The sequence below is a fragment of the Polaribacter sp. MED152 genome (assembly GCF_000152945.2).
Classification (GTDB): domain Bacteria; phylum Bacteroidota; class Bacteroidia; order Flavobacteriales; family Flavobacteriaceae; genus Polaribacter.
The window spans coordinates 911676-928318 of the sequence record NC_020830.1; the positions used below are offsets into that span (position 1 = coordinate 911676).

General features: G+C 28.8%; 12 protein-coding genes and 1 tRNA gene. 5 read left to right on the forward strand and 8 right to left on the reverse strand.

Annotated features, from left to right (window positions below; translation table 11 throughout):
* Window position 1: 1 nt before the first annotated feature.
* Entirely contained in the window at window positions 2-430 is a 429-nt protein-coding gene (locus MED152_RS13385) for a response regulator (RefSeq protein WP_015480618.1), read from the reverse strand.
* Window positions 427-4509, reverse strand: coding sequence for a chemotaxis protein CheB (locus MED152_RS13390; RefSeq protein ID WP_015480619.1), 4083 nt, complete (start codon window positions 4507-4509; stop codon window positions 427-429). The genes MED152_RS13385 and MED152_RS13390 overlap by 4 nt, the downstream gene beginning before the upstream one ends.
* An 838-nt stretch (window positions 4510-5347) precedes the next feature.
* Here MED152_RS13390 and MED152_RS04205 point away from each other — a divergent pair.
* Complete coding sequence (locus MED152_RS04205) at window positions 5348-6049, forward strand: response regulator (RefSeq protein WP_015480620.1); 702 nt, start codon at window positions 5348-5350, stop codon at window positions 6047-6049.
* Between the two features lie 51 nt (window positions 6050-6100).
* On the opposite strand, the gene MED152_RS04210 is transcribed toward MED152_RS04205, so the two are convergent.
* Window positions 6101-6185 (reverse strand) — tRNA-Ser (locus MED152_RS04210).
* A 239-nt stretch (window positions 6186-6424) separates the two neighbouring features.
* Here MED152_RS04210 and aroC point away from each other — a divergent pair.
* From aroC to MED152_RS04225, 3 genes are read left to right on the forward strand one after another with little or no spacing between them, the layout of a single operon-like run.
* Window positions 6425-7489 (forward strand): chorismate synthase, encoded by a 1065-nt coding sequence (aroC, locus tag MED152_RS04215; protein WP_015480621.1) that lies wholly within the window; start codon window positions 6425-6427, stop codon window positions 7487-7489.
* 43 nt (window positions 7490-7532) lie between these two features.
* On the forward strand, window positions 7533-8624 hold the full coding sequence (locus MED152_RS04220; RefSeq protein WP_015480622.1) for a heparan-alpha-glucosaminide N-acetyltransferase domain-containing protein: 1092 nt from the start codon (window positions 7533-7535) through the stop codon (window positions 8622-8624).
* Complete coding sequence (locus MED152_RS04225) at window positions 8624-9526, forward strand: alpha/beta hydrolase fold domain-containing protein (protein WP_015480623.1); 903 nt, start codon at window positions 8624-8626, stop codon at window positions 9524-9526. Before MED152_RS04220 ends, MED152_RS04225 begins: the two co-directional genes overlap by 1 nt.
* Here MED152_RS04225 and MED152_RS04230 read toward each other — a convergent pair.
* The 5 genes from MED152_RS04230 to MED152_RS04250 are packed head-to-tail and all read right to left on the reverse strand — an operon-like array spanning window position 9519 to window position 16119.
* Complete coding sequence (locus MED152_RS04230) at window positions 9519-10799, reverse strand: YaiO family outer membrane beta-barrel protein (RefSeq protein WP_015480624.1); 1281 nt, start codon at window positions 10797-10799, stop codon at window positions 9519-9521. The two genes, MED152_RS04225 and MED152_RS04230, sit on opposite strands and share 8 nt — an antisense overlap.
* Window positions 10796-13222, reverse strand: a complete 2427-nt coding sequence (locus tag MED152_RS04235) for a sulfatase-like hydrolase/transferase (RefSeq protein ID WP_015480625.1) — start codon at window positions 13220-13222, stop codon at window positions 10796-10798. The genes MED152_RS04230 and MED152_RS04235 overlap by 4 nt, the downstream gene beginning before the upstream one ends.
* Before the next feature lie 20 nt (window positions 13223-13242).
* Window positions 13243-14676 carry a glycosyltransferase family 2 protein gene (locus MED152_RS04240; protein WP_015480626.1) on the reverse strand — a complete coding sequence of 478 codons (1434 nt, stop codon included), beginning with the start codon at window positions 14674-14676 and terminating at the stop codon, window positions 13243-13245.
* Window positions 14666-15745, reverse strand: coding sequence for a hypothetical protein (locus MED152_RS04245; RefSeq protein WP_015480627.1), 1080 nt, complete (start codon window positions 15743-15745; stop codon window positions 14666-14668). The genes MED152_RS04240 and MED152_RS04245 overlap by 11 nt, the downstream gene beginning before the upstream one ends.
* Window positions 15745-16119, reverse strand: a complete 375-nt coding sequence (locus MED152_RS04250; RefSeq protein ID WP_015480628.1) for a response regulator transcription factor — start codon at window positions 16117-16119, stop codon at window positions 15745-15747. Before MED152_RS04250 ends, MED152_RS04245 begins: the two co-directional genes overlap by 1 nt.
* A gap of 145 nt (window positions 16120-16264) precedes the next feature.
* On the opposite strand from MED152_RS04250, the gene MED152_RS04255 reads away from it, so the two are divergent.
* Entirely contained in the window at window positions 16265-16639 is a 375-nt protein-coding gene (locus MED152_RS04255) for an Hpt domain-containing protein (protein WP_015480629.1), read from the forward strand.
* Window positions 16640-16643 lie beyond the last annotated feature (4 nt).

Genomic DNA, 16643 nt, shown 5'->3' on the forward strand with positions numbered 1-16643 from the left:
ACTACCAGATATTGGTCATTAAATTGGCAACCATTTCTTTCGTTAATGGTTTGTTTAAAAACATATCAATATCGTCATTAGATTCTATTTTTTCTTTTTCTTCATCTATTAAAGAGGTTGATAAAACTACAATTTTAGGTCTGTTTTCCTTAAAATTTTTAGTGGCCGTATACAACTCTATAAAACGAAAACCGTTCATAACTGGCATATTTAAATCAACCAAAATTAAATCTGGTTCAATAAAGTTATCAGTTTTATTTTTGTATTGGCCTTCACCTAACAAATAATCTAAAGCATCTTTGCCATTTCTAGAAAATATAATATTTTTTGTAGTTGGTAATCTTTCAAATACAATCTGATGAAATCTACTCGTAGAAAAATCATCATCTATCAGCATTATATTATACTTATTTATTTTCGATTCAATCATTCCTCATTGTTTTTAAAACAAAGTGTAAAAGTAGATCCTTTACCCAATTCACTCTCCAGTTTTATATCTCCTCCTGTTTTATCTAATATTTTTTTAATTAAATACAAGGCTAATCCACTACCTTCATGCTCATCTGTAGCTCTTTTAAACAAACCAAAAACATGTTTTTTATGCTCATTTAAATTAATACCAATACCATTATCTTTAATAGAAATACAGTTAAAACCATCTTCTTCAAACGTTTTAATATCTATTTGCAAATCTCTTTCTGGAGATTTATATTTAATAGCATTATTTAAAACATTTTGAAGCATACTATTAAAATGTGGCTCAGAAAACAACACAGTTTTGCATTCAGAAAAATCTTGATTTACAGTTATATTTCTCTTCTCAATAATTGATTTAAAACTACTTATAACACTATTAAAAGAATTTTCTACATCAATATCTGTTAAGTTATCTAAAACTTGAGTTCTTGCTTTAGCCACAGACATTAAATTAGATAATGTTTCTGTAGCGTTTTTAATATTCTGCTCAATCCATTTAATGGCCTCTAAAGACGTTTCATCAACAATTTTCTTATCTTCTTTCAGTAAAGATAAAAACGAACTTATATTATTAATAGGCGCTTTCATATCATGCGTACTTGCATAAGTAAGTTCTTCTAACTCAGACATAACTTGTTTTAAATCTGTAATATCTCTCCAAGAAGATGAGCTATATAATATATTACCATTTTTATCTTTGATAGAGGATACATTTAGATTCACTTCTATAAAGCCTCCTCTTTTTTTATTAATTTTTAGCTCTTTATTTGTAACCTTACCTTCTTTTTTGAAAAGTTCAAAAGCTTTTTTAGCATCTTCTTGAGATTCTTGATGATAAATATCTAAGATCTGAGACCCAATAATTTCTTTTCTGGTAAACCCAGTTTTATCTAATAAGGTTTTGTTGCATTCTATAATTTCGCCATTTTTAGGATCTACAGAAACAAACATATCTGGAGCATTATTATACAAACGCTTATATTTTTGTGTGGTAAGCTCTAATTGACGAGTTCTATCTTTTACCTCTTTTTCTAAATTTTCATTTGCTGCCTTTAATTTTGCTTCTGAATCTTTAATATAAGTAATATCTGTAGCAACACCAATATGCTTTACAAAATCTGTACCTTCAATTCTTTCAAATATAGTATCTAAAGATAAATACCATCTGTAATCACCATCTTTATGTTTAATTCTATAATCAAACTCTAAAACTTCTCCATCTTTTGAATTATTTATATTTTCAAAATGTTTTACTACTCTAGGTAAATCATCAGGATGCATAATTGTTGGCAGCATTTCTGCTCCCATTTTTTGAATCTCCTCAGTAGAGTACCCTAATTGATTCATTAAATCTTTGTTGGCATATTCATTAGATTGTGTTTGCTGATTAAAGATGTATAGTATATTTGGAGTTACCTCAAATATTTTCTCTAAAAATTTATTTTTCTCATCTAAGGTCTTTTCTAATTTCTTAAGTTCTGTTATGTCTACAAAAGAAATTACTACTCCTTCAATATTCTTTTGAGAGTTTATAAAAGGATGCAGCCTTTTTAAATACCATTTTTTATTTTGATGAAATATTTCTTTCTCGTAAGGAATTCCAGTGTTTAATACATTGTAAATGGTATCTATAAATGTATGACCATCTGTTTCACCAAAAGTAGAATTAAAGTGCGCTATTGGCCTACCTAAATCGCTATCAATAATATTAAAGAATTTTTTTACAGTGGGCGTAAACTTTCTAATTCTTAAATCTTTATCTAAAAAAATGGTACCTATTTCAGTACTATCAATTACATTTTCTAAATCAGAATTAATTTCTGCTACCTCTACCATTTTTTCTTGGTACTCAGCATTTACAGTGTGTAATTCTTCGTTAACACTTTGCAACTCTTCATTTGTACTTTGCAATTCTTCGTTAGAAGAAAGCAATTCTTCATTAGTTGCTTGCAACTCTTCATTAGAGGTTTCAATTTCCTCTACCATAGATTGTAGATTGGCCTTAGTATCCATCAACTCTTGTTCTAAAAGAACAATCCTTTCTTTATCAAGCTCACTTAAATTAAAACCTTCTTGAACTACAGCTGTGTTATTCCTTTTTGCATTTTCTGTATCAATAACATTAGATTGAGCTAAAAATAAAATCAAATAAAGATTACTTAAACTATTAGGTGTAATCTTAACTGGGTTTACTATTAAAGTTATAGTTTCAAGGTTACTTCTGTCATCAGAAACTAAAATATCTTTATAAATTACCTTTATACTTTCCTTCTCAGCTTTACGCAAAGCTGTGCTTAAAGCTATTGCAATGGGTTGAGGTAATATTTTTAAAATGTGAAAAGATCGTAATCGTTTTTTTGGAAATTGAAAGAAATTTCTAAAATTACCATCTGCACTTATTAAATCAAAATCCTTATCTACAAAAGCACTTGCTGCCCCAAATTCTTCCAACAATGCATCTGCAAGAGTTTCATTCAGCACTTTATCTTGTAAGGTTTGCCTACTCATTACCTCTCTAGAAAATTGTTCTGAAGATGAAAAGGTTTTGTTATAGTAACCCATATCTAAAGTCTTAGTAGGCGCTACATTTTGATATATCCTCCATTTTCTAGACAATACTTTAAGAGAGGAAGAAAACTGCCCTATAGATTCACTTGGCCCTAAGAATAAATATTTATCAGGATTTAAGGCATAATGAAAAGTACCAATAATTTTTTGCTGTAAAGCAGAATTTACATAAATCAATAAATTTCTACACGTAATTAAATCCATTTTAGTTAAAGGCGGATCTTGAGCTACATTGTGCTGTGAGAAAATTATCATTTTACGTATTTCAGGTGAAATGTTGTATAAATCTCCCTTTTGAATAAAATACTTTTTTAACAATTCTAAAGAAACATCAGCTACAATACTTTGAGTAAATGAGCCTTTATTTGCTTTATGAATTACTTCTTTATCTAAATCTGTTGCAAAAATTTTAACATCTTGAATAATGTTATTCTCATCCATATATTCTTTAAGCAAAATAGCTAAAGAATAGGCTTCTTCTCCAGAAGAACAACCCACAGACCAAATTTTTACTCTTTCTTTTGGGCCTTTATTTTTAAATAATTCAGGAATAACATTTTTCTTGATAAAATTAAAAGCTTCTATATCTCTAAAAAACTTAGTAACCCCAATTAAAAACTCTTTATTTAAAATTTCTAATTCATTCTCATTCTCAAATACATAGTGCAAATAATCTCTTATAGTTTGCGCTTTATTTACACTCATTCTTCTTTCTACTCTTCTTATCAGCGTAGGTAGTTTATAGTCAGAAAAATCGATATCTGTTTTTTTATGTACTAATGAAATTAGCTTTTCAAAGTCTTTTTTAAAGATTGAGTTTTCATCATCTTCAAAAGTACTTAATGACTTAGGATGCTGAATAAAGTTTACTAATTCTGTTGGTATGTCTGATACTGGCAAAACATAATCTACTAAACCTGTGGCTATTGCACTATTAGGCATACCATCAAATTTGGCATCTCTTGGCTTTTGCACCATTAACATTCCACCATATTCTTTAATAGTTCTAATACCTCTAGTACCATCAGAACCTGTACCAGAAAGTACAATACCAACAGATTTTTCTTGTTGATCTACTGCCAACGACTTAAAGAAAATATCAATAGGTAAGTTTAAATCAAAGCCTTTGGGCTTATCTGTTAAATGCAACACACCATTCTTAATGGTCATGTTTTTCTTTGGCGGAATTAAATAAACATTACCAGCTTCAATAACAGAACCATCCTCTACTTCATGAATGGGTAATTCAGTGTTTCTAGACAGTAAATCTGCCATTAAACTTTTATAATCTGGTGATAAGTGTTGTACAATTACTATGGCATGGTTAAAATCGCTTGGTAAATTATCGAAGAAAAGCTTTAAAGCCTCTAAACCTCCTGCTGATGTTCCTATACCTACAATAAAAGAATCTTTATTTACAATACTTCTACCCCCCTTTTGATCTTTGGTTTCTTTGCTATCCATGAGTTGCTGGTTAATTATGATAAAGATAATTTTTTAAAAATTATTTTAAAAATATTTGGAGACTAAAATATTTTTTATAAATTGTAACTAATTAAGACAATAATCGACGAAAAAAGACATTCAACCTTCCCCCACTAAATGACTTTTTTTCGGAATTAAAAAGAAATCTTAATTAAAAAGAGCTGGATGTCACCAGCTCTTTTTTTTTTTTGCTTAAAAAAAAGAACCAACGTTTTAAAAAGCGTTAGTTCTTATGTGATAGCCTTCCCCACAAAGGTTATGAGCCAAAATTAAAAGACAATTTCATTATATTCAAAATAATTTAACAACCATTTTCGACAACACTTTCTCTATTTTCGACATAAAGTTACTCTAATTGAAGAACATTTAAAGCACAAGATTTTTATATAGATTATACAAATTAGCGCTACTTTTAAATATATTCTTATAGTAAATAGCTTTCTTATTTTGTATCCAAAATACTTTTCCATAAAAAAAAAGAACCAACATAAACGTCAGTTCTTTTACTTGATAGCCTTCCCCACAAAGGTTATGATTCAAATTTAATAGACATCTTTAACATATGTTAATAAATCATTTAACTATTGAAGACTTAAAAACAACCATTTCAGACACATAGAAATTAAAACATAATTTAAATTACTAACTTTCTAGTAATAGAACCAACTATATATCAGTCTAAATTTATACTCAAATCACTTGATAAATCATTCTATAATTATTTTATATTCATATAGTTCCGAATTAATAATTGATCTTTTTCCAATAAAATTTACTATTTTAGATTTATAAACCTTCTGTTTAGCCTTAAAAATTTATGAAAACTAAAATTTTAGTAGTTGATGATTCTATAGATTCTAGGATCTATGTTTCTAGTATCTTATCTGATTATGAAGTTTTAGAAGCAAAAAGTGGCGAAGAAGCTTTAGATACCATTTCTAAGGTCAATATTGATTTGCTAATTACTGATTACAACATGCCAGAAATGGATGGTTTTGAGTTAGTTTCCAAAATTAAGCAGAAGAAATACGAGTTTCCTATTATCATAATAACATCACTTACTTCTTTAGATAAGAAGAAAAAAATGCTAAGGTTGGGTATAGATAATTATGTTTACAAGCCATTTTTCAAAGAAGAATTAATTAACATAATTTCAAGAGCTATTGTATACCACAAAACAGTACTTTCTTCTAAAAGCAAATTAGACTTAGATACTAATGATCAATTTGAAGATTTTAAAACAAAAACAGAACGAATTCTTTTTGAAAACGTAGATAATTTTAATTTTTCCATAGAATCCTTGGCAGAAGAATTTGAGATTTCTACAAAAACATTAACTAGAAGAACCAAGGCAATTTTTGGTCAAACTCCAAATCAGTTAATGATTGAGTGCAGGTTAAATGTGGCTCAAGAAATCATATCACAAAATCCGAGAATTAGTTTAAAAGAAACTGCCAAAAAAGTCGGACTCAAAAATACGACCTACCTAAAAAGTAGATTAAAAGAAAAATTTAAATAGAAAAATTTAAAAACTAAAAAATCCCGTAATTTCTTACGGGATTTTTTTTTGCGGAGAAAGAGGGATTCGAACCCCCGGACCTGTTACAGTCAACAGTTTTCAAGACTGCCGCATTCGACCACTCTGCCATTTCTCCAAGTGTCTCATCAGGTATTTCCTGAATGCGGATGCAAATATAGAAAGCTTTTTCATTTTGTGAAACAAAAAATCCAATAATTTTTATTTTTTTTGAATATGGCTAATTTATTTTTTTAACACGCTAAATAACAGAACTTTAAAAATATTCAAGAAAATTAGAAATCGTATTTACAATAAGAAGAATAGTGTTTAGTTCTAGTCTTTATTATATTTGTTGCTTAATCTTAATTAATACTGATGTCTTTTAATTCTTTTGGTAATTTATTAAAGCTAACTACGTTTGGAGAATCTCATGGAACAGCTATTGGAGGTGTAATTGATGGTTTTCCAGCAGGTGTAGAAATCGATCTAGACGCAATTCAAAAAGAACTGGACAGACGTAAGCCTGGACAATCAAAAATAGTTACACAAAGAAAAGAGCCAGACACTGTAGAATTTTTATCTGGTATTTTTGAAGGTAAATCAACTGGTACTTCTATTGGTTTTATTATTAAAAATACAAATCAAAAAAGCAAAGACTACAATCACAATACTAACGTTTACAGACCCTCTCATGCTGATTATACTTATGATCAGAAATATGGATTGCGCGATTTTAGAGGTGGAGGAAGAAGTTCTGCACGTGAAACTGCAAATTGGGTTGTTGCTGGAGCTTTGGCTAAACAGCTAATTTCGTCAATTAAGATTAATGCGTTTACATCATCAGTAGGAGACATCTTTATGGAAAAACCATATCAAGATGTTGATTTTTCGAAAACAGAACAAAATATTGTTCGTTGTCCTGATGAAGAAAGTGCAGAAAAGATGATCACAAAAATTAAAGAAATACGCAAGGCTGGTGATACTATTGGTGGCACAATTACTTGTGTTGCTCAAAATATGCCAATTGGTTTAGGAGAGCCTATTTTTAATAAACTTCATGCAGAATTAGGCAAAGCAATGTTGTCTATTAATGCTGTTAAAGGTTTTGAGTTTGGAAGTGGATTTTGTGGAGCAAAAATGAGAGGTTCTGAACATAATGACATTTTTAATGCAGATGGTTCTACACAATCTAATTTATCTGGTGGTGTACAAGGTGGAATTTCTAATGGTATGGATGTGTATTTTAGGGTTGCTTTTAAACCAGTAGCGACTATTATGAGTGCTCAACAAACTATTAATTCTGAAAATGAAGTTACAGAAATTACAGGAAAAGGAAGACATGATCCTTGTGTTGTGCCTAGAGCAGTGCCAATTGTAGAGGCAATGACAGCTTTAGTTTTAGCAGATTTTTACTTACTTAACAAAACTCGTAAAATCTAAATTCACTCAATTTTAAGTATCTTCCCCTAAAAATCTTATCTTTTTGAGAAACAGTAGATTATATTTTATTGATATTGTTAGAGCATTTGCTATTTTAATGATGCTTCAAGGTCATTTTATTGATGCTTTACTTGATCCTGTTTTTAGAAATCCTGAATTTACTACTTATAAAATTTGGTCTTATTTTAGAGGAATAACAGCACCCACTTTTTTTACAATTTCTGGTCTAATATTTACCTACCTTCTTCTTAGAGCGAAAGAAAAAAATGAAGATAAAAAAAGGATGCGTAAAGGAATTACAAGAGGACTTTTTTTAATAGGTGTAGGTTATTTGCTAAGAATCCCTTTTTTAGCTTGGCTCACAGGGCACTTTAATACCTATTTTTTGGTGATTGATGTTCTACAAATTATTGGACTTAGCCTTATTTTAATTATATCTATTTATTTCTTTTCGCTAAAGAAAACCTATCTTTTTTCAGCAGTAACCCTAGTTTTAGCACTAAGTATTTTTGTGTGCGAACCCTTATACAGAGGTATTTCTGTTGACAGCCTTCCTATATTTTTAAGCAATTATATTTCTAAGGCAAATGGTTCTGTTTTTACCATAATTCCATGGTTTGGTTATGTCGCATTTGGCGCATTTGTTGCAACTATTTATTATAAAAATGTACACAAGCAATATTTTAAGGAAATAATGATTTCGATTTTTACGATTATAGGAATTATTTTGATTAGCTACTCATCTGCCATTTTAGTTTATTTATCAAAATTATTTGATATTCAATTATTTATGGATTCAGCAAGCTATAATTATTTGTTTACAAGATTAGGTAATGTTTTGCTTTACTTTGCCTTTTTCTATGCATTCGAAAACTTTTTAAAAATTCCGATTCTTTTAAAAATTGGCCAAAAAACGCTATCCATTTATGTTATTCACTTTATCATAATTTATGGTAGTTTTACAGGACTTGGTTTAAAACATATATTTGGAAAAAGTTTAAACCCAACAGAAGCAATTTTTGGTGCAGCTCTTTTTCTAGTGATTGTTTGTTTTATATCTTTTTATTATGCAAAAACAAATGCTTTTTTGTATGTACAGCTTAGAAAATTGATTGATAAAAGAAAAAACGCATAATGATATCAAAATTTAAACTTTTTGTAATAATTTCTGTAATAAGTTTTGGTCAATTATCGGCTCAAAAACTTTATCTCACAGATAGTTTTAAGGTTAAAAAAAGAACATTTACCTATCATAAATTAAAACTAGAAAAGAATCTAAAGCTAGATTTATACAGACCAAAAAAACTCAAAACTATAAGACCACTTATTATTTATGTTCATGGAGGTGGATTTTCTGGAGGAAAAAGGAACGATGACGTTTCGAAAACATTCTCTACTGAATTTACAAAATTTGGCTACAATGTTGCATCTATTTCTTATAGATTAACCATGAAAGGAATTGGTTTTGGTTGTAGTACAAAAGCAGATTTAAAAATAAAAGCTTTTGATGAAGCTTCTAAAGATCTTAGTTATGCCATTCAATACTTATTAAAAAAACAAAAACGATTTAAAATAGATACAAGCAAAATTATATTAGTTGGTTCAAGTGCTGGTGCAGAAGCCATTTTACATTTTGCCTACGCTTACAACAACACTATTTTAAATGATGACGTAAAAATTGCAGGTTTAGTATCTATGGCAGGTGCCTTAACTACCTTAAAAAACATTAATTCAAAAACTGCTATACCTACTCAATTATTTCACGGAACTAAAGATGAGCTAGTACCTTACAACATAGCTCCCCATCATTATTGTAAGACTACAGATGAAGGTTATTTGGAATTATTTGGCTCAAGAGCAATTGCAGATCATCTAAAAAAAATTGATAAATCGTACTATTTATATACTGTAAAAAATGGAGACCATAGTTGGAACTCCAGACCCATTTTTGAGGCAAAAGAACATATTTTAGACTTTTTATATTTTGATGTTTTACAGAACAAACAAAGAAAAACAGAAGTTAATACATCTATCTAAAACGTATAGCATAAGAAACTCCTAAAGTAGGATATAGAAAGTAATCTCCTTTCGAAAATGGTTTTTCCTCTCTAAACATACTAGCATTGAATCCCCATAAATTTTTCTTGTTTTTGGTGGAAAAATAATAGCCTAAAACTAAGGCTTGAGAATCTAATTGAAAAATTTCATCACCAGAGAAACCTGGTGCAAATCGATCTAATGCAGGTGATGCACCAAAGCCTGCCTCTATTGTCCAATAATTATCTGCATCACTTGTGTATTTTCTATAAATTAATCGACCAGATTTACTTGTTCCTGGTTCTCCAGGCGTAACATAAGTTCTAAATGCCCAGTAACTATTACCTGTATACCAACCAACAGAACCAGTATAAATAATAGTTTCTGTAGAGAACTTTAACCATCTAAAACCTAATGAAGCTTCGAAACTTTTTGGTAAGGATTTAAACAATTCAAAACCATAACGTTGTGTAGGATTTAAAGGACTATTAGAAAAAGCTCCACTAACATAAGCATACAAACCTTTGGCAATTCTCGGATATAAGTCTATTTCTAATTGATAATTATCTGTTTCGAATCTATTAGAATAATTTATTCTTGCATTGATACTTCCAAATTTTGTTTGTCTTGCATAAGAAAATGAGCTGTAATACATATTTGCTCTACCATTATCACCTTCAAAATCGTAATAATCTGTGGAAACACTAATACCAATTGTATTAAAGCTTAAAGAGGTTTCCAAAGAATTTTTATAATTTAAAACTTCTTGGTTATCAGGATTCAGTTTTATAGCCTCTGTAATTGTTATTAAAGCTTCATCTTTATTACCTCTATTAAACTCAGATTTGGCTTTTAATTGCATTAACTCTGCATCTCCAGGAAATACTTCTAAGGCTTTGTTTGAAAGCTCTAAGGCCTTATAATATTTTTCTGCATATTGTTCGTTTTTAATATAAGCTATCCAATCTGTTTTTCTTTCTTTATCTCTATCTAACACATATTTAAACTCTTTTCTTGCTTTGGCATAGCTACCATCCCAAGAATAAGTACTTGCCAAGAAAGCACGAATACCCAAATAGTTTGGATACTTCGTTAAAATGAATTTTAAAGAATCTTGTGCTTGCTTTCTTTTACCATTAAATGCTAGTTCTCTAGCCGTTTTAAAGGCAGTATCAGGATTACCATTAAATACTTTTTTCTGAGCCACTAATTTATCCGTAGAAAAAATCATTACATTAATCAGTACTAGTAAGGGTATTATTTTTTTTATCATTTTAATGATTCTTTAAATTTGATATATGCATCATTCTTAGGTTGCTTCTTTAAAATACTATCCATTACTATTTCAGCATCTTTAATATTGCCCATTGTTTTATAAGCTCTAGCTAATTTAAATGCAATATCATCGTTCAAAATTTTATTTTCCTTTGCCTTTTTTGCTATTACTTTGGCTTTGTCATTTTGAGAAGACCACCAATACATGTCTAATAATGCTAAATAAGCATCATCATAATAAGGTGCTCTATCTAAAGCATTTAACAATTCTTCTTCTGCTTCTGTATATTTACCATCCCAAGCAAATGTTCTTCCTTTTAAAATTCTTACATCGATATAATTTGAGTTTTTTCTAAGAATATAATTACAAATTAAACGCGCCAAATCTCTTTCTTCATTAAAGGCTTTTTCTCTAGCCAGCATAAACATTTCATTTAATTTAAGGTTGGCCGTTAATTCTTCTACTTTTTTTAACTCTTCAGGCTTAAACTTATACACTTCTTTAATAACATCGTTTTTATTAAAAGGATAAATTTTATCATTCTGTGTAACATAAGCATTTAGACTTTTAAACTCGTTCAATTGCTTTTTTATCTCAGCTTCAATGGTATTGTCTTCTACTTTATAAGTGTTAAAATTGTCTTTTATTTTAAACAAGGTTCCACTAGAATACATATAGTCTTTGTAAACAAAATCATTTAAACTGCCTTTATAACGCATTAAAGGTATTTTATGAATGTTTCTAAAGGCTTGTGCAGTATCTATCCCTGTACCAATCCATGGTGCTTTTTGAGGTATGGTAATATTATAGTTCTTTGATAAGAAAGCCAACAAACTTGGTGTAACATCTAAATGTGAGGATACTGAATTCATTTTTGAAGTTTGTTTTAACATTGGGCTGTAGATGAACAATGGCACATTAAACCTACATAATTGATCTTTCTGTGCAATTGGAATTAATCTATGATCTCCACTAATAATGAATATAGTATTGTTGTAATCTGCTCTTTTCTTGTAAGACTCTATAAACATTTCTATACTTTTATCAGCATATAAAATACTTGCAAAAATTTCTTTGTTGGCTGTTATTTGTTTTTCAGTTACCTCTAAATCTGTATCTGAATTAATAATACTATCAACTTTTTTTAAGTAAGATTCTTTAACAGGAAAATCGAATGGCTCGTGTATGGTTTGCGTTGTAATTAAATCTAACCTTGGGGCTTTAGTATTTTTTAATTCGACCAATGTTCTTTTAAAAATTTCATAATCTGAATATCCCCAGCTAAAACCTGTATCTCCATTTGTTGATTTAGGATAAGAGCTGTCGTATTTATTTTCATCGATGACATTATCTAAACCATGATAATCTAAAAAGTTTATTTTTTTGTCAAAACTAGATTGATCTCCAGAGAAAAAAGAAGTAGTATATCCATTTTTCTTTAAAACACTAAATAATGATAAATGTGTTGGTGTATCTTCTATTTCTAGAAAACCTTTATTGCCAAAAGGTACAGAAGCCATTAGCGAAGGCAAAGCCCCAAATGTTCTACCTGTGTTACTTAAAAAGTTAGGCCAGAATAAAGATTTCGGAATTAACGAATTTAAATAAGGTGTAAAACCACTATAGTATTTATCACCAACAAACTCAGAACCTAAACCTTCTACAAGTATAATTACAACATTAGGTTTTTCTTCTTTAATGGTAAAAAACGGTCCTAAAACATCCTTTATTTCGGATGACTCTCTTAAAAACGGATATTCATTACTACCATCTAATTTTACAGCTTGCACATCCTTTTTTCCAATTTCATAATTGATGACATCTGTAACAAAATAGTACATCTTATTTTGATACTTAGCATTAGAAAAATCACTGATCGTTAATTTTATTGCAACAACAATTATGGTGGTTATAATAAATATTCTTCCATAATGCTTGTAATAAGGAGATTTTTTAAGAAAAACACTACTTACTATAAACAACAATGGAAAAATAATAAATGGTAGAAAATAAAATACAGAGGTGCTTTCTGATGAAGTTACAGTTAAATAAATATCATCTAAAGAATAGCCTAATAAATCTGCACCTAAATTTAAAAGCGTAGTAAGACTATACTTGGTTAAAGAAAATTCTATAAGAGTTAAAATTACAAACATCACCTTAATAAATACTGCCCCATATTTATATTTCTTACTGGCTAACAAATGATAAAATGGTAAGAAAATAAGAAAGATGAATAATACTGTGTATAAATGATTTAATAATTTAAAAGCAATGAGTTTAAATAAATTTGGTAATTCTTTACCACTGAAATACGTAGATGTAATTTCAAAAACACTTATCATCCAAAAGCTGAGCATTAATGCAAAACACAGTAGAATATAAGCTCTATTTTTTTCTCTTATTGTTTTAATTTTCATAGTGATTGTTTAAAATATCATTATTTACTAGAAAGACCTTTTCTAACCATTACACCCCATTTTTTATTTTTATTAAAATAATAATCTATGTTTCCTTTTATAGCTGCATACAATACTAAAGGATGCAATATAAAAGGCTCTAAAAATATGGTAAGCACCAGTTTTAAACCAATACCTTTCTTCTTATATTGATGGTAAGTAAACTCTTCTGTAAAGACAGCTATGAAAGAAAATAGAAGCGAAAATAGATAAGCTAATAAAAAAAGCCCCACCACAAAACTCCAATTTAAAGGTTGATAAACCACCAAAAACAAAAAATATAGCATACCCAAAACTTCTACAATTGGCGCTATTCTTTCAAATATAAACCAGTAAGGAAAACTTAAAAGACCTAACAATCTATATTTATAATTCAAACCTATATTTCTATGCGTTTTTAAAGTTTCTATGGTTCCTCTTGTCCATCTATTTCTTTGAGATATTAAGATTTTTCGATCATTAGGAGCTTCTGTCCAACACAAAGGATCTGGAATGTAAGCTACTTTATATTTCAGATTTTGCTCCTCCATATACTTCCTCATTCGTACAATGATCTCCATATCTTCACCTACAGTAGTAATATCATAACCACCCACTTTTATAGCTATTTCCCTATCAAACATGCCAAACGCACCAGAAATAACAAGTAAACCATTAAGTTTTGCCCAAGCCATTCTACCCAATAAAAAAGATCTTAAATATTCTAAAATCTGAACTCTTTCTAGCCATTTATCAGGAAAATTGACCTCTATTAATTTTCCGTTTTCTATTTTACAAGAATTTGCAATACGAATTACACCTCCAGAAGCAATTACTTTTCTATCTGTATATTCTAAAAATGGTTTTACCATTCTTTGCAGTGAGTCTGCCATTAACAAACAATCTACATCTATACACGCTAAGTATTTACTGTTACTAATATTTATTCCAAAATTTAGTGCATCAGACTTACCACCATTTTCTTTATCAACAATAATTAATTTTTCGAATGCAGGATTTTTTGATTTAAATACCCCAGCTCTTAATGGTTTTGTGGGTATTTTCTGATTGATTAAATATTCTACCTTTTCTAAATCATAAGCCTTAATAAGTCTTTCTAAACTATCATCTTTGCTACCATCGTTAATAATAATAACATCATAATTTACATAATGTGTAGACAATAACGATCGTACGTTTTCTACAATATTTAAACTTTCGTTGTACGCAGGTGCAATTATGGAAATGGATGGAGCTATTGAGGAGTTTAAGAGATCTTTATGGTAAACAAAGCTGTTTTTCTTTAAATAATCTACTGTTTCTTTAGATGAAAATATAGCCAAAAGTATATAAGAGCCTATAATTAGCAACGTAAACACTAAAAAGAAGTAGTGAAAAAAAAGTAAGATATTTCTTAAAACTTCATTAAAATCCATAACTATAATCTAAATACTCTATTATTCTATTATAAGATTCATCTTCAGAGCTTTTGTCTAATTTATTATACAACTCTGTATCATGCTTCTTTAAAATTGTTAATGCTTTGCTTTTTATTTCAAAATCTGAATCTTTTATATGTTCTAAAACGAATAAACTATCGTTTTTAGTGGCTACCTTTTCTAAAAACTCAAACAGCGCTTTTTGCTCTTTAATAGTTAAGCTTTCAAATTTTTCTACCAATATTTCTTTGGCTTCTGTAATTTCGAAATAAGTGACAACTTCAATAGTTTTTAGCCTAATATCTAAATTTTCATGATGCAATAATTCTAACAATAGCTCTTTAGTTTCTAATCGATTAAAAATTTTTACAATATTTAAAATGAAAAGAATTACAAAATCATTTTCTGACTTTAGCCATTTCTTAACATCTAATAAGTGCTGATTATCAAATTTTTCGATTTCAATTAATAATTCTATTTGATCCCATTCAGACAGTGGTAATTCTAGCGTATCTAAAAATTGTAAACCCTCAAACTCAAATAATTCTAAAAAGTAAAGATGTGCCTCTCTCCTCACCTCTTCTTTTTTATGATTTACAAACTTTTTGATTATTGGCGCAAATTTTTTAACCTCAAACTGTCTTAAATCGCGAATACCTAAAGCAATAATATTCCACTTTTTGCTTTTTATCTTTTGTTTTGCAAAATAAATCAGACCAATTTCTTCATATAAATTATGCATAATGTCTATAACATTTCCAGACACCTGCTGACTTAATTTTAAAAAAGTATTGGTAATAATTCTTCTTTTTCTGCGATTTTTTACCCCTTTTTTAAATTCTGAAATTATATTTTTTTGCGTTTTTAAAAAATTTTCTGATGATTGATCTAGATGTAAATATTCAATTAATAAACCCTCAATATAGTTGGTGTATTTTTGGCTTCTAGACTCAACAACTCTAATATTACGTCTTAAAATTTTTAGATAAATAATTAAAACTATAACTGCCACAATTAGTACTACTACTAATGTCCAAATTATATTTTCTATTAAAGGAAATCTCATCAAATCTTCATTAACATACGCTTAACTCTAATCGTTAATTCATTAGGGCTTAATGGTTTACTCATAAAATCATTAGCACCTAAATTAAAGGCATTTAAAACCATTTCTTCTTGTCCAGAAGAAGAAAACACCAAAATAGGCGTCTTGCTTTCAAGCTTATTTCTTACATGGCTAATGATCTCTAAACCACTATAATAATCCATCATAACGTCTGTTAAAATTAAATCTGGATTTTCAGTTTCTATAAATTCTATGGCTTCTTTACCATCCTTAGCTATAAAGAGTATATAACCTTCTTTTTCTAAGCGAAATTTTAAAAGGAGAGATAAAACAGAATTGTCTTCTGCTAGAACTATTTTACTATTTTGACTCATATTTTTTGTAGGGGTATGTAGGTTATCACAATTAAATTGCATCCTTAAAAAACCAAGATAATCAAATAAAAAGATAAATAGCAGTTTTTATCTATCTTTGCTCTAAAAGTTAGACTTCTAAAAGAGCCCCTAAATAAAATACATTATGCAAATTGAAAACATATTAACCAGCGAAGTTGTAGACTTAACTTCTTTAAAAAGTTTTTTTTCTTCGGATAAAGATTCTTTAATACAGCTAGTTACAGTTTATTTATCTGACACTAAACCAAGATTAGCTTTGCTAAAAAAAAGTATGGATAATGTAAATTATGAAGAAGTACGTAGTATTTGCCATTTCCTAAAATCATCTTTAGGTTTAATGGGTGTAAGTTGTTTAGAAGAAATTACTTCATTAGAAAAAAGAGCTCAGAATTTAGATCCAGAACCAATTATTAATGAACGTCTACAGCCTATTACTAAGGTTTTAGATGAGAGTATTGTAGAGTATCAACGAATTTTAGATCAGCTTCAAGCGCTATAATTTA

What these genes read in the sequence shown, in the direction of transcription:
- MED152_RS13385 (WP_015480618.1), bottom strand. Translation starts at nt 430, where the DNA reads ATGATTGAATCGAAAATAAATAAGTATAATATAATGCTGATAGATGAT.
- MED152_RS13390 (WP_015480619.1), bottom strand. Translation starts at nt 4,509, where the DNA reads ATGGATAGCAAAGAAACCAAAGATCAAAAGGGGGGTAGAAGTATTGTA.
- MED152_RS04205 (WP_015480620.1), top strand. Translation starts at nt 5,348, where the DNA reads ATGAAAACTAAAATTTTAGTAGTTGATGATTCTATAGATTCTAGGATC.
- aroC (WP_015480621.1), top strand. Translation starts at nt 6,425, where the DNA reads ATGTCTTTTAATTCTTTTGGTAATTTATTAAAGCTAACTACGTTTGGA.
- MED152_RS04225 (WP_015480623.1), top strand. Translation starts at nt 8,624, where the DNA reads ATGATATCAAAATTTAAACTTTTTGTAATAATTTCTGTAATAAGTTTT.
- MED152_RS04230 (WP_015480624.1), bottom strand. Translation starts at nt 10,799, where the DNA reads ATGATAAAAAAAATAATACCCTTACTAGTACTGATTAATGTAATGATT.
- MED152_RS04235 (WP_015480625.1), bottom strand. Translation starts at nt 13,222, where the DNA reads ATGAAAATTAAAACAATAAGAGAAAAAAATAGAGCTTATATTCTACTG.
- MED152_RS04240 (WP_015480626.1), bottom strand. Translation starts at nt 14,676, where the DNA reads ATGGATTTTAATGAAGTTTTAAGAAATATCTTACTTTTTTTTCACTAC.
- MED152_RS04245 (WP_015480627.1), bottom strand. Translation starts at nt 15,745, where the DNA reads ATGAGATTTCCTTTAATAGAAAATATAATTTGGACATTAGTAGTAGTA.
- MED152_RS04250 (WP_015480628.1), bottom strand. Translation starts at nt 16,119, where the DNA reads ATGAGTCAAAATAGTAAAATAGTTCTAGCAGAAGACAATTCTGTTTTA.
- MED152_RS04255 (WP_015480629.1), top strand. Translation starts at nt 16,265, where the DNA reads ATGCAAATTGAAAACATATTAACCAGCGAAGTTGTAGACTTAACTTCT.